Below are 14072 nucleotides of genomic sequence, written 5' to 3'. Positions count from 1 at the left end.
AGAAAGAACCGTGTAGCGCCCTAGAAATCAACCTAGATATTACCCAACTTCTTATTGGACAACCCCATTCCTTTAGCCAGATTCATAAGGTTGGTCAAGATGTTCTGGTCTTCATTATTGTCAACTCTTGCCTGTAAATCAATCAATAGATTGGCAATCGTTAGGTTTTTAATGTCTTCAGAACTGATGTTGTAGCGGTCTGCAAAGTCCTTGACTTTATCAAGCAAATTCCCTTTCACGTCACCACTTCCTAGAATCGCATCTTTTACTTCAGTAACCGTTTCTGAATGATTCACGAGTCTATCATAACCTTTGGCTTTAGTGATCTGACCGATGATTTGTTCAAAGAACATGGTCTCACCACCAACGATATCAATCTTAGCCGCTCTCAATGCATCTCCTATCACTTGTGCTTGTGCATCTGCAATATCTTTCTGGATGTTGATTTGCGCCAGGTCTACTTGAAGTTCTTTGTCCAGACGTAGTTTGAACTCTTCGTGATCTTTACCTACACCATCGAGTTTCTTCATCGCATTGGCTTTCTCTTCAATTCCAGCAGCATCTGCAAGGGCTTTTTCTTTGATAACCTCGGCTTCAGCAAGTCCATCTTGACGTTTTGCAGCCGCTTTTGCGGTGATTCCGCTTGCCTCTGCTTCAGCTTTTTTCTGGATGATCAGTGCGTCAACAATTCCTTGACGTTCACTAGCCTCAGCTTTTGCATGCATTACTTGTGCTTCAGATAAACCAACGGTTGCTTCTTCTTTAGCGGTAGCTTCTGCAAGAATTTTACGTGCATCAGCTTCTTTTTCACTGGCTTCTTTATGAGCAAGAGCTTCGATATTGATTTCCTCTGCTTTTTGAACAGCTGCTTGTTTAGAGGCCTCTGCAGCAATTGTGATACGGATCAAGTCGTCTTGTGCTTTTGCCTCAGCATTTGTAATGGCTACTTGTTTAGCACGATCGGCAGATTTGAAAGCTTCAATGTCTTTCATGTTTTCCTGCTCCTGAACTACTCCTTTTTCAAGAACCACGCGATCTCTAATGACATCCTGGATGTTCTTTTTCTCAACTTCAACTACTTTCTCTTTCTCGATTTGTGCCAGAGTCACGACTCTTTCCCGTTCTGTTGCTTCTAATAGTCGATCTTTTTCTACGCGTTCTGTTTCTACAGCATCGGTACGTTGCTTGTTTTTCTCTGCAACAATAATCTGACGTTGCATGTTTTCTTCGGCAACTTTCACTTTTTCCTCAGTTGCTATGCGTGCCGTTTCAGACTTGAGTCTTTCTTCTTCGGCGACTTTGAGAGTTTCTGCGTCTTCGCGAGATTTGATGTTAGCAATCTCACGTTTTTGTTGCTCTTCTTTTTCGGCGAGTTGTTTGTCCAGTTCGAGAATTGCTTCCCGAGCCTCAACATCTTGCTTGCGAATTGTTTTTTCTTCATCACGAGTGATCAAGTTGGCCTTGATATTTTGCGCAGCGGTCAATTCGGTAATCTTCTTGATACCTTCTGCATCCAGAATGTTGTCTTTCTTTAAAAATTCAACACTTGTTTGCTCTAGAAAGTCAATCGCACAGTCTTCCAGCGTGTAACCATTCAAGTCTGTTCCAATGATATCCACAATCTCATCGCGAAATTCCCGACGAGCCTCGTACAAATCAATGAATTGGAATTTCTTACCTACAGTTTTGAGCGCTTCAGAGAATTTGGCTTCAAAAAGATCTTCTAGCGTTTCAATGCGAGAAGCGCGCTGCACACCTATAGTCTGTGCTACTTTCTTGATGTATTCAACCTCATTATTAACGCGTACAAAAAAGGCTACTTTGATATCGGCTCGCATGTTATCCTTACATATCAATCCTTCCACGCCCATACGCTCAATCTGGATTTTCTTAACTGAAATATCCATGGTCTCCACACGGTGGAAAACCGGCACTACATACAAACCTTTGTCTGTCGCGACTTTAGTACCTCCAAAACCAGTACGCACCAGCGCCTGTCCTTGATGTACTTTTTTGTAAAACATCGCGATGATCGCGAAGTAAACGATGACTAGGAAAAGGAGAATTCCCAGTCCTGTTACAATAATTCCTAAAATTCCGTCCATAGTTTGGTTTTATTAATGGTTGTGCAGAATGGTTTCTGCGGTTGTTATTATTTATTAATCTTTTTATTTAGTGACACGTCTTCGACAAGCTCAGACTGACATCTTTATGGATTACGCCTTACTCACTAAAAAATAATTTTTATCGTCCGATTGCTTGATGATGAGCACGCTTTCACGAAAGCGTAATTCTGATCCATCCAACGACTTGACGTAAATACTCATGGGATTTCCATCGGCAAGCACTTCTGCATTGCCCAACTTATCTCCTGAAATGGAGGACATCAAGATAGCGCTGCGGCCTAGAAAGTCTACTGCCTTGTCGCCATCTTTATTCAAGTTTTTGAAAAACGCTTTAAATGGTGTGGTTACGATTTTTGTCACAAATAGCGCTGGAATGAGAGCTGCCAGCACGATAATGAAGCCAAAAACATTATCATAGCTTCCTGTTACTGCTGTTGTTAAAACGCTCATGAGCCACCATAAGAAAATCCAAAACGTGAAGGTGAACATGAACGGCAAACCCACAAAATTGAAGTAAATCAATATGATTTGCCACCATTTGAGCTGTCGAGTTCGTTTGTTGACCACGTGCTCGCGATCCACTTCTGCATTGGCAACATCTTCAAAATCAAGGTTGCCACCTTCAATGCTGTCAAAATCCATGTCTAGGTCTGCATCCACATCAACATCGATGTCCACATCTACATCCAGGTCAAAATCAATACCGCTGATCATGGTAAAAATCCAATAAACAATAAGGATGAGCAGCAGCACGGTAAGCGTGATGTTGACTTCAGAAAATAGAATGTTGAAATAGTTTTCCAATGGTTGGTTGTTAATGGTTAGGTTTTTACACGCTTAGACTGACATTGTTGCCAATCCCTTCAAAAGCATTTTATGCTTCATCCTTCTTGATGCCCAATTGTGCTTTTAATTTGGCAAGGTCGTCATCCACTTTAGCTTGTTTGGTGTCTGCCGCAGCGTCGATTTCGTCATCAACACTTGTTCTTGATCCAGCCATGTCGCTGTAGGCTTCAGCAAGTGCTTCGTCTTGAGCTACCTTTTCCTTCATACGCTCAAGCATGCTCACAGTGCCAGTGCTGTCAAGTTCTGCCATTTGTTTATTGACATTTTTGGTTGCATCGCTTACTTTGACACGCGCTTTCAATGTCTTTAATTCATTCTCCCAGTTGGTGATATTAGATTTGATCGTGTCAATAGTTGACTTCAATTGAGCCACGTTATTCTCAAATTTCTCACTTTCCTTCTGGGCACGCTCTACATTAAGTTGTGCTGCCTCTTTTTTGGCTAGCGCTTCTTTAGCAAGTCGATCTGCTGCTGTAGTATCCATCTCGCCACTATGGGCTTTCTTTAGAATAATTATAGCCTTTTGCTCATAATCCTTTGCGGTAGCAGCATGTTCTTCCTTGTCATTTTTGGAGCGTATAGCTAGTGCTTTTACTTGAGCCATTGCCTCTACGCTTTTATTCAGGTCTTCCTTCATATCAAGAATTCCTTGTTCGGTCATTTTGATTGGGTCTTCCATGTTGTTGACAGCTGCGTTTGCTTCTGCCTGTCCTATTTTGAAAAGTCGTTTGAATATGTTCATGATATTGTTTTTTTAGTATTTAGAAAATTTAATAATGTGGTCAGAGTATTCACTTAAAAGCAAGCTTAAGGAATTAAGTGTACCTTCTAGTTCATTCAAGTCGATGTTCTCAATTTGCAGGGTGTCTCTAAAGATGACTTTAGATCCACTCTCATCCAGTACAAAAGCGCCGTGAATGATATCTCTATTTTTTTGAAGTAGGCTTTTAAAAACCTCTTCATTTTTGTTATTGATTTTGAAAATATATTGCTCCATGATTAAAATAGGAGGTGCAATCCCTAATATCAGGTTCTTTACACCTACACTTTCTTTTTCAATGACAAGAATGCCGTCAGCACGATTTTCTCTGGTAATCTCAAAATTAAGTTCTTGTAGGAAGTCCTTAATGGTATTAAAATAATTGTCCATTGGCATTTTTTAGAGGTTTAATATTACAAAAAGCTGCTTCGTGATCACAGGAAAATAGTTAAGCATTCCTGAATATAGAGAAGAATAAACGTCGTCATAATAGTTGTTTTAAGGTTGATGGTTATTTCGCTTTCGCGAAAGCGAACTCTGCAACGGCCTACTGCATCGTTCTAATTTGAATGTTAATCATAAATACTAGAGGTATTAATGTTCAAAAAATTAGCAATTATGAATTGATATTGCTAATATTGTTAGTGTAAATATAAGCAAAAAGTTTTAATTGCAAATAAAATTAGCAAAATAATGTCCTTTTTCGGAAAAAACATCAAAAAGATACGTGGAGTTAAGGGTTTGTCACAGCAAGCATTTGCCGACTTGTTTAATTTAAAGCGTGGTACATTAGGCGCTTATGAAGAAGGACGTAGTGAACCAAAAATTGAAACAATCATTATGATTGCTAATTATTTTAGCATTTCTATTGACCATATGCTCACTGCAGAATTAACGGTGAATCAATTGCTAAGATTTAATGATGAACTGACGATCTCTCCTGATGATTTAGAAAGAGAAAAATTTGCCTGTGTGCCCTGTATTACTCCTAATAATGCTAGTGAATATCTTCAATACAGAGAGAACGACCAGTTTATTGAAGACATGCCTCAATTGAGTCTGCCTATCAATCTTGAGAAAGAATTCATTGCTTACACAGTAGATAGTTTAGAAATGACGAGCCGTGATGAAGGTTTGTTTCCCAAGGACATCGTTATATCAGAGCGTGTTCCTACTGCAGTAATCCCCAAATTAAATGCAGGTACCATGGTGCTAGCGATCACTGCAGATCAATTCATATTACGCAGGATGTACATCACAGGCAAAAAATTGATCTTGAGAGCAGATCATAAAAAAATAGAGGATGTGACACTCGAGCTTACACAAATTAAAGAACTATGGCGCGCGAGATATGTCTTCTACCGTCGTTTGCCTGAGATTGCAAACGATATTTCTAGTAAAATGAATGCTCTTCAACAACAAATGGAAGAACTGCGTAAATTGACCAGCTAGTTTTTACTTTATAATTTGATAATCAGGTGATAAAAATTTTAGACCAAAATATCTCGTTTAATCTAATCAGGCGATTGGTCACCTTTTTTTTTATAGCGATTTCATTTGCTGTATTACAATCCTGCACCGTTCTGCAATACCGCTCCACAGATGCTGAATTACAGGAACATTTCAGCGCTAAAAAAATCCAAAATCAGATTGATTACTTTGCTATCGATAGTCTCGACCTCAATATTCGTATTCAAAGTGTAAAGAGGCAAAATGCTACCGTCAACTTTGTGTTTTTTCATGGATCGCCCAGTTCACTTTCGGCATGGAACAGATATTTAAGTGATAGTACTTTTGTTACGAATGCCAACTTACATGCTGTAGATCGACCAGGTTATGGATATTCCAATTTTGGAAAGGAAATGACTTCCATCGATTTACAAGCCAAATTGATGAGCGGTCTATTAGATCATTTCGAGTTGGAAAATGTGATTGCAGTTGGTTCATCCTATGGCGGACCACTAGCAGCTAGATTAGCTTATGAAAACAGCCGTGTCAAAGGAGTCATCATGATTTCACCAGCGATTGATCCTAATAACGAGAAGTATATATGGCAATCAAAATTTACCCAATGGTGGCTGACGCGTTGGTTGGTTCCCACTGGTTACCGTGTCGCAGGCGATGAAAAAACCGTTCATTCAAAGGAATTGGATTTGATCGCTGCGGAATGGGATCAAATCAAGGTTCCAGTGCTTCACATACATGGCGATGTTGATGACATCGTACCTTACGATAACGTCAATTATACGAGAGGTGTTTTTGAGAATATAGAAATCATAACTATTCCAGATACTGGACACGAGATAGCGTGGGCGCGACCAGAATTGATAAAGCCGCTGATTGTCGGCTTTATGGAAAAGTTACTCAATGAAGAATAAAAAAGAAGATCGTTGCATTGAAATGCATCTGAGTTTTTAATTGACCTCCAATATTTCCTCAAACTCCTCAATACTTATAGCATCTTCAACGCTATAATCACCAATCTTAGTCCTGCGCAGTGCGCTTAAATGACCACCATTGTCCAGCGCTGCTCCAAAATCATGAGCCAATGATCTAATATAGGTTCCTTTACTGCAGCTGATTCTAAAATCAACTTCTGGCAGATTGATTCTAGTCAATTCAAAATCTATTACGGTTACCGATCTGGTTGGTATCTCTGTAGTTTTTCCCTCTCGAGCAAGTTCATACAGACGTTTGCCGTCTTGTTTTATGGCGCTAAAAATAGGTGGTCGCTGCTGGATTTCGCCAGTGAACTGTTCAGTGGTTTTTTGAAGTAATTCTTTTGTTAAATGATCTGTTGGAAAATTTTGATCGATCTCGGTTTCTAGATCATAGCTAGGTGTCGTGGCTCCTAATGTTATAGTTCCAGTATATTCCTTTTTTTGGGCTTGGTAGGAATCAATGTTCTTGGTTTTTTTTCCTGTGCAAATGATCAGTAATCCCGTAGCTAGCGGATCCAATGTTCCCGCATGACCTACCTTGATTTTCTTCAATCCATAACGCTGCTTAATCATCCAGCGAACTTTGTTAACCACTTGGAACGATGTCCAGTTTAAAGGTTTGTCAAAAAGTAGGACGTTACCTGGAGAATATGGGTTGTCGGGAACTTGCTGATTCAATTTGTGATTTTCTGGGAATGAATATAAAAAGTTTACGCTGCGAGACTGCCTGCAATTATTGCTACAATCCCAACCGCAAAACAGTAATAAGAGAAGTAATGCAACTTGGCTTTTTTCACGAGCGAAATCATCCACGTACAAGCCACCAACCCAGTTACAAATGCAGCTATAAAACCTATAAGCAATGGCAAGCTAGAACTAGATTCTACATTCAAATCGCCACTCATGACGTCTTTGGCTATTTTTCCTAGAATTAACGGAACTACCATCAAAAAGGAAAAGCGAGCCGCTTTAGTACGATCATTACCTAACAAAACGGACGTTGAAATAGTAGCACCGCTACGTGAAACTCCTGGTAATATTGCGATTGCTTGAGAAACACCTATGATGATAGCATCCTTCCAACTTACCGATTTACCAGTATTCTTGGCACGGCCAGCGAGGAAAAGTAAAAGGCCTGTAACGATCAACATAAATCCAACAAGCAGCACATTGCCGCCAAAAAGTGATTCCAATTCTTCTTCAAATAGTAAACCGACGAATACTGCTGGAATCATGGATAGGACAATCTTGGCTGCAAACTGGGTTTCCTCATTCCATTGGAACGCAAAGATCCCTTTAAGCAGTTCCATAATGTCTTTTCTAAAAACAACAATGGTGCTCAACGCAGTGGCAAAATGAAGCACCACTGTAAACATTAAACTTTCTTCAGGAACAGAAGTGTCTCCTAAAATGGCTTTTCCCAATTCCAAATGTCCACTGGAAGAAACAGGAAGAAATTCGGTGAGACCTTGAACTACGCCCAGGATGGCGGCATCAAATGCATCCATTATTTATCTGGATCTAGAAGGATGGCATATACCTGAATCCCAAAACCTATGATAACTAAAGCTGGCGCAAGTCTAATACGTCTCCACGAGAATATCTCTGGGTTGAATACGCTGGGATCGTCACTACCGCCACCTATCATCAGGATAAAACCTAACGCAATCACGGCAAGACCTATGATCATCCACGTGTAATTTTTCTTCTTAAAAACAAATCCAAAAACCGGCTTGACATAATCAGGCTCGTTGCTTTGGACTGGTTCGTTCTTTTTGACTTTTTTACTCATAATTTCTTTTATAATTCCGCTTTCGCGAAAGCGAACTCATCATCAATTCTACGCAACCAGAATAGTCTTTCGTCTTTCGTCGTTGAGTGCAGCGATCTTTTGTCTTTAATAGTAAAGCTGATCCGTTCTTAAATTAAGATAACGAGTCGTTGCAAAAAATGTACTTATCAAACTGATCAAGACTCCAAAAACTAAAACGCCCACAAACAAAATTGCCAGCATTTTATAGTTCTGTAAAATTTCTAATTCGGGTACGTAACCATCCATCCAATAGACCACGCCGCCTAAGGCTACTAGTGCTAGCAATGCACCGATGACGCCCAGTTTGATGCTGGTCGTGATAAATGGTTTGCGTATAAAACCTTTGGTCGCACCTACCATTTGCATGGTTTTGATGGTAAAACGTTTGGCGTAAATCGATAGTCGAATAGAGCTGTTAATCAATAGGAAGGCAATAAAAATAAAGACACCGCTCACGATCAACATCCAGAAAGAGATACGTTTTACGTTCTCGTTCAATAGGGAAACTAGCGGCTTGTCATAACTCACTTCCTGAACAAAATCCTTTGCGGCAAGATCATCTGCAATTTGCTGGATCTGGCTATCATCCACAAAACTTGCGTTCAATCGCACATCAATAGAATTAGGTATTGGGTTAAAACCGTCCAATTTTGCTACAAAATCCTCGCCCAGATCGTCAATCGTTTGTTTGGCGCCTTCTTCACTACTCACAAACACAGCACTTTTGGTATAGTCTGCCATTTGTAATGATTTCTCCAACTGTTGCATTTCTACATCCTTGGCGCTGTCCTTAAAATAGATGGACATAGGCACCTGCTCGCGGAAGTAATCGGCTAGTTTCTGGCTATTCAGCAAGAAAAAGCCCTGTAGGCCCAACATAAAAAGTACCAAGAAAACACTGATCACCACCCAAAAATAGGAGCTGAACAAGCGGCGCTTTTGATAGGAAGAAGATGATGCCATAAATCGCTGTTGCAATGGATTAAGAGAACAAAAATAACAAAGTTCCTGTGGTGTCCGGGTTTACAACGTCATAAGTTTATTACTTGTTGCAAACTGCCTATTTTTGCGGCTTACAAATCCATCGAATGTTACTGTACGACCACAAGGAAATTGAAAAGAAATGGCAGAATTACTGGGCCCAGAACGGCACGTTCCACGCTCAGAATCATTCTGAAAAGCCAAAATTCTACGCGCTAGATATGTTCCCATATCCTAGTGGCGCTGGTCTGCATGTGGGTCATCCATTGGGCTACATCGCCAGCGACATTGTCTCTCGTTATAAGCGCCACACTGGCTTTAACGTGTTACACCCCATGGGTTATGATAGCTTTGGATTGCCGGCAGAACAGTACGCGATACAAACTGGTCAGCATCCTGCGATTACTACAAAGGACAACATTGCGAGGTACCGCGAGCAGATGGACCGCATCGGGTTTAGTTTTGACTGGTCGCGTGAGGTAAAAACCTCCTCTCCAGATTATTACAAATACACGCAGGAGATCTTCATCATGTTGTTTGACAGCTGGTACGATAACATTGCAAACAAAGCACGCCCTATAAGTGAGTTGGAGTTTTGCTTTCGCGAAAGCGGAACAACTTCCATCAACGCTGCAACAGATGAAGATTTGCGACAGTTCACAGCAGCAGAATGGAACGCTTTTACAGAACAAGAACAACAAGAAATTCTACTCGAATATCGTTTGACTTTCCTTGCAGATACCGAAGTCAACTGGTGTCCAGCATTAGGAACCGTACTGGCCAATGATGAAATAGTCAACGGCGTTTCAGAACGTGGTGGTCATCCAGTAGTGCGCAAAAAAATGCGCCAGTGGATGATGCGTATTAGCGCATTTGCAGAGCGTTTATTGAATGATTTGGAAGGTCTCGACTGGAGCGAATCCATCAAAGAAATCCAGCGCAACTGGATTGGAAAATCGATAGGATCGATGGTAACCTTTAAGCTGGATCGAAGCGATGACAATTTTCCCCTTAGGGGAAATGCCGCAGGCAATGGGGCAGATGTTTCCGAAAAAGATTTGAAAATAGACGTCTTCACCACACGACCTGATACTATCTATGGAGTGACCTTCATGACGCTGGCACCAGAACATGAGTTGGTCGATATCATAACCACAGAAGATCAAAAACAAGCGGTTGAGGCGTACAAAAAAGCTACCGCGGCGAGATCAGAGCGAGAGCGCATGGCAGATGTGAAAACCATATCAGGTGTATTCACGGGAGCCTATGCGCTACATCCATTGAGCGGTGAAAAGATACCGGTATGGATAGGCGATTATGTATTGGCAGGTTATGGAACTGGAGCTGTAATGGCAGTACCATGTGGTGATGAGCGTGATCATGCTTTTGCCAACTTCTTTGCAGGTCAGAAAGGAATGCCCGAAATCAAAAACATCTTCAAGGATGTGGACGTGAGTGAGGAAGCCTATGCCGCAAAAGACGATACAAAAATCACCAACAGCGAGTCCCTTAACGGAATGAGTTATAAATCTGGCGCGATGGCAGCAGCTATTGAAAAGCTGGAAGAAGTTGGTGCTGGTAAAGGAAAGACCAACTACAGATTGCGCGATGCGGTATTCTCCAGACAACGTTATTGGGGTGAGCCATTTCCAGTGTATTTCAAAGATGGTTTGCCACAAATGATTGACCGCAAATATTTGCCACTGGAATTACCAGAGGTAGATGAATATCTACCTACCGAAGATGGCGCACCACCTTTGGGACGTGCCACGCATTGGAGTTGGTGTACCAAAGAAAACAAAGTCGTTTCCAACGATGACGACCGTGATTGTGTATATCCCTTAGAATTAAACACCATGCCAGGCTGGGCAGGAAGTTCATGGTACATGTTTAGATACATGGATGCCAACAATGAGAACGAAATGTTCTCGAGCGAGGCTCAAGAATACTGGCAAAACGTCGATCTATATATAGGAGGAAGCGAGCACGCAACAGGTCACTTGTTGTACAGCAGATTCTGGGTGAAGTTGTTGCATGATCTTGGAAAAGTCACGGTCAATGAGCCATTCCAAAAGATGATCAATCAAGGGATGATTTTAGGTGAAAGTGCTTTTGCTTATCGACTGAATCCTTATTACCAATTACGAAATGAAATTCATGGGATTTCAATGCAGAACCCGACATTTGTCAGCTTAGATGTCTTTTCAAAATCTTGTGAAAGCAAAGAAGGTCCAGACTCATTGCTTTACACAGACGTTGATTATCTATTACAGGACTATATCGTAAAAAATGCGGTGTCTGATATTCCAGAAGAACCAAGCTTTAGTTTAAGTAAAATTAGGGTTGACGTTTCAATTGTCCATAATGATAAAATGAATACCGATGATTTCAGATCACACAACAATCACCAAGAATATGTGAATAGTGTTTTTCTGGAATTCCAAAACGGAAAGCTTTTTAATTCACCTAACACTACTGACTGGAAGGTCTCCCGAGAGGTTGAAAAAATGTCTAAGTCCAAATACAACGTCGTTAATCCAGACGATATCTGCGATCAATATGGAGCAGATACGTTGCGTTTGTATGAAATGTTTCTAGGTCCGCTAGAGCAGGCCAAGCCTTGGAATACCGCAGGAATTACGGGAGTTTATGGTTTTATCAAAAAGCTGTGGAAACTGTATCACGATGAAAACGGTTTTAATGTGAGCGATGAGAAAGCCTCGCCAGACAGCATGAAAACCTTGCATAAAACCATCAAGAAAACTCGCGAGGATATTGAGAACTTCTCATTTAATACCAGCGTGAGTAGCTTTATGATCGCAGTGAATGAATTGACCGCTCAAAAATGCAATAACCGTGGAGTATTGGAACCACTTGCGATATTGGTGTCGCCATATGCGCCACACATCGCAGAAGAATTGTGGTCATTACTAGGTCACAATGAATCCATCAGCGAGGCTGAGTTTCCAGTATTTGAAGAGAAATATCTGGTAGAAAGCAGCAAGACGTACCCTATTTCGTTTAACGGTAAAATGAAATTTACACTGGACCTACCAGTAGATGTTTCAAAAGATGAACTGGAACAAATGGTTTTGGAAAACGAGAAAGTTCAAGAGCAGTTGGAAGGAAAGGTAGTACGCAAGACGATTATCGTGCCTGGAAAGATTGTGAATTTTGTGGTGGGATAGTATTTAAGTGTGTTTGCTCTCATCAAACTTTCACGCTGAATTCATTTCAGCGTCTCGTTGATCTTGAGTGAACATGTCCTGGGAACAATAATCTAGCAGATCCTGAAACGAGTTCAGGATGACAGGTAGTACTGTAATTTGTGCAAGAACCATGTCTCGACGCTTCGGTAAACTCAGCGCAGCGCTGTCGCTCGACATTGGTTTATGGGCAATTGTGGTTTTAAACTTTTGCAAGCCGCTTCGAGCGGCAGTCGAGAAGGAGCGTTTTTAAGAAATGCATTTCACTTGCAAATAAGCTTATTTACTCCTCACTTTCGCGAAAGCGGACTCATCTTTAACATACTTCTTGAAAGGCTGTTATTTGCTTTGCTACAAAGGCGTTGTAGGGTATCTTTGCAAACCCTTAAAAACGACACTTTTGAGTGAGGCACAAGCCATAGCGAAATCTCCCGGAATGCTGGCCAATTATGTGGAAATCACAAAGCCGCGCCTGTCTATCGTTGTCGTGTTTTCTTCTATCGCCGGATACTTTTTAGGTGCTGTCACTTATGACTGGTTAACGGTCGTTTTGCTATGTATAGGTGGTTACTTTCTCGTAGGATCCTCAAACGTTTTCAACCAAATCATTGAACAGGATCGCGATGCGCTCATGAAACGCACGATGAACCGGCCTATTCCTACCGGAAGAATAGCGGTGAACCATGCTTGGATTTTTGGCCTGACCATGGCCTTGACAGGTGTTTACTTATTGTACTTGATCAACTGGCCTACGGCTTTCTTCGGTGCGCTGAGTATTATTCTATATGCTGCGGTATATACGCCGTTGAAGACGAGAACTCCGCTATGCGTTTTTGTGGGTGCCTTTCCTGGAGCGATTCCGTATATGTTGGGTTGGGTAGCAGCGAGTGGTAGTTTTGGCATTGAGCCTGGAACATTATTTATGTTGCAGTTTTTCTGGCAATTTCCGCATTTTTGGGCGATAGGATGGATGCTGGAAAGCGACTACAAAGCTGGTGGCTTTGAAATGTTGCCCACAGGAAATGCAGATCGTGGTACGGCGATTCAGATTGTTCTTTATACGATATGGACGATTGCGGTGTCGTTGATCCCAGCTTTTGGCGTGACTGGTTCTTTATACATGACCTTATGGAGTGCTGCGGTGATCTTACTGTTGGGACTTTGGTTTTTATATTATTCAGTCAAATTATTTAGGGAAAGAACGAATGCGGTAGCGCGCAAACTCATGCTGGTTAGTGTGAGTTATATAACATTAATACAGATCATCTACGTGATAGATAAATTTATAAGATAATGACAGATGTAACGGAATTACCCATTGAGCAAAAGTTAGCTCGATCCAAAAAACAGATGATGTGGTTTGCCATTGCCAGCCTTGTCATGATGTTTGCTGGATTGACGAGTGCTTATGTGGTGAGTAGTAGTAGAAGAGATTGGGTGGATATTGATATGCCATCAGAGTTTTTCTATAGTACTGGAGTGATTTTATTGAGTAGTTTGACATTATGGCTTGCAAAGAGCTTGATTAAAAAAGGAGATAAAGGTGCCGCGATGATTTTTACCGTGATCACTTTTGTATTGGGAACTATTTTTGTCATTATGCAGTTCATGGGTTTCAATTCTATTATTGAAATGGGATACCGCTTTACTGGTGCGGCCAGCAATGTGAATGCTTCCTTTATTTATGTCATAGTCGTGGCGCACCTTGCCCACATTGTTGCTGGCTTGATCGCACTTACCGTAATGACGGTACAAACGATAAGAGGAAAATATACAAGTGAAAACCTATTGGGTTTTGAGCTGGGCTCAATGTTCTGGCACTTTGTAGATATATTATGGATCTATTTACTATTGTTTTTAGTTTTTGCTAAAGATATTTTTTAGACCTATTTTTGCGAC

13 protein-coding genes are annotated in these 14072 nt (G+C 41.0%); 5 read left to right on the top strand and 8 right to left on the bottom strand.

Annotated elements, in window-relative coordinates; translation table 11 throughout:
- Nucleotides 1-32: 32 nt before the first annotated feature.
- The 4 genes from BLO34_RS10575 to BLO34_RS10560 all read right to left on the bottom strand — a co-directional run bounded on the left by BLO34_RS10575 (nucleotide 33) and on the right by BLO34_RS10560 (nucleotide 4122).
- On the bottom strand, nucleotides 33-2105 hold the full coding sequence (locus BLO34_RS10575) for a flotillin family protein (RefSeq protein ID WP_090755161.1): 2073 nt from the start codon (nucleotides 2103-2105) through the stop codon (nucleotides 33-35).
- Nucleotides 2106-2216: 111 nt separating this feature from the next.
- A complete protein-coding gene (locus BLO34_RS10570) occupies nucleotides 2217-2930 on the bottom strand; it encodes an OB-fold-containig protein (protein WP_090755159.1) in 714 nt (237 codons plus the stop codon).
- A gap of 70 nt (nucleotides 2931-3000) precedes the next feature.
- Nucleotides 3001-3714 (bottom strand): PspA/IM30 family protein, encoded by a 714-nt coding sequence (locus tag BLO34_RS10565; protein WP_090755157.1) that lies wholly within the window; start codon nucleotides 3712-3714, stop codon nucleotides 3001-3003.
- Between the two features lie 12 nt (nucleotides 3715-3726).
- Nucleotides 3727-4122: a YbjN domain-containing protein gene (locus BLO34_RS10560; RefSeq protein ID WP_090756610.1), complete on the bottom strand. Its 396-nt coding sequence runs from the start codon at nucleotides 4120-4122 to the stop codon at nucleotides 3727-3729.
- Between the two features lie 303 nt (nucleotides 4123-4425).
- Between BLO34_RS10560 and BLO34_RS10555 the strand changes: the two genes are divergently transcribed.
- Both BLO34_RS10555 and BLO34_RS10550 read left to right on the top strand, forming a co-directional pair.
- Entirely contained in the window at nucleotides 4426-5184 is a 759-nt protein-coding gene (locus BLO34_RS10555; RefSeq protein WP_090755155.1) for a helix-turn-helix domain-containing protein, read from the top strand.
- Between the two features lie 26 nt (nucleotides 5185-5210).
- Nucleotides 5211-6110: an alpha/beta fold hydrolase gene (locus BLO34_RS10550; RefSeq protein ID WP_231959469.1), complete on the top strand. Its 900-nt coding sequence runs from the start codon at nucleotides 5211-5213 to the stop codon at nucleotides 6108-6110.
- A 36-nt stretch (nucleotides 6111-6146) separates the two neighbouring features.
- Here BLO34_RS10550 and truB read toward each other — a convergent pair whose 3' ends face one another.
- The 4 genes from truB to BLO34_RS10530 all read right to left on the bottom strand — a co-directional run bounded on the left by truB (nucleotide 6147) and on the right by BLO34_RS10530 (nucleotide 8949).
- Nucleotides 6147-6851 carry a tRNA pseudouridine(55) synthase TruB gene (truB, locus tag BLO34_RS10545; RefSeq protein WP_090755152.1) on the bottom strand — a complete coding sequence of 235 codons (705 nt, stop codon included), beginning with the start codon at nucleotides 6849-6851 and terminating at the stop codon, nucleotides 6147-6149.
- Between the two features lie 32 nt (nucleotides 6852-6883).
- A complete protein-coding gene (gene uppP, locus BLO34_RS10540; protein ID WP_090755151.1) occupies nucleotides 6884-7681 on the bottom strand; it encodes an undecaprenyl-diphosphatase UppP in 798 nt (265 codons plus the stop codon).
- Nucleotides 7681-7965, bottom strand: a complete 285-nt coding sequence (locus tag BLO34_RS10535; RefSeq protein WP_090755149.1) for a DUF3098 domain-containing protein — start codon at nucleotides 7963-7965, stop codon at nucleotides 7681-7683. The genes uppP and BLO34_RS10535 overlap by 1 nt, the downstream gene beginning before the upstream one ends.
- A gap of 105 nt (nucleotides 7966-8070) precedes the next feature.
- The gene (locus BLO34_RS10530; protein WP_090755147.1) at nucleotides 8071-8949 is read right to left on the bottom strand and encodes a cell division protein FtsX; all 879 of its coding nucleotides are present in this window, start codon (nucleotides 8947-8949) and stop codon (nucleotides 8071-8073) included.
- Between the two features lie 125 nt (nucleotides 8950-9074).
- Here BLO34_RS10530 and BLO34_RS10525 point away from each other — a divergent pair, with 125 nt between their 5' ends.
- From BLO34_RS10525 to BLO34_RS10515, 3 genes are all read left to right on the top strand, one after another.
- Nucleotides 9075-12155: a leucine--tRNA ligase gene (locus BLO34_RS10525; protein WP_090755145.1), complete on the top strand. Its 3081-nt coding sequence runs from the start codon at nucleotides 9075-9077 to the stop codon at nucleotides 12153-12155.
- 418 nt (nucleotides 12156-12573) lie between these two features.
- Complete coding sequence (cyoE, locus tag BLO34_RS10520; protein WP_090755143.1) at nucleotides 12574-13467, top strand: heme o synthase; 894 nt, start codon at nucleotides 12574-12576, stop codon at nucleotides 13465-13467.
- Entirely contained in the window at nucleotides 13467-14057 is a 591-nt protein-coding gene (locus BLO34_RS10515; protein ID WP_231959467.1) for a heme-copper oxidase subunit III, read from the top strand. The genes cyoE and BLO34_RS10515 overlap by 1 nt, the downstream gene beginning before the upstream one ends.
- Nucleotides 14058-14072 lie beyond the last annotated feature (15 nt).

Origin of the sequence: Nonlabens sp. Hel1_33_55 (assembly GCF_900101765.1) — a bacterium.
Classification (GTDB): Bacteria; Bacteroidota; Bacteroidia; order Flavobacteriales; family Flavobacteriaceae; genus Nonlabens.
Note: the sequence above shows the minus strand (reverse complement) of the source record. Positions and strands in the feature narration are given on the sequence as shown.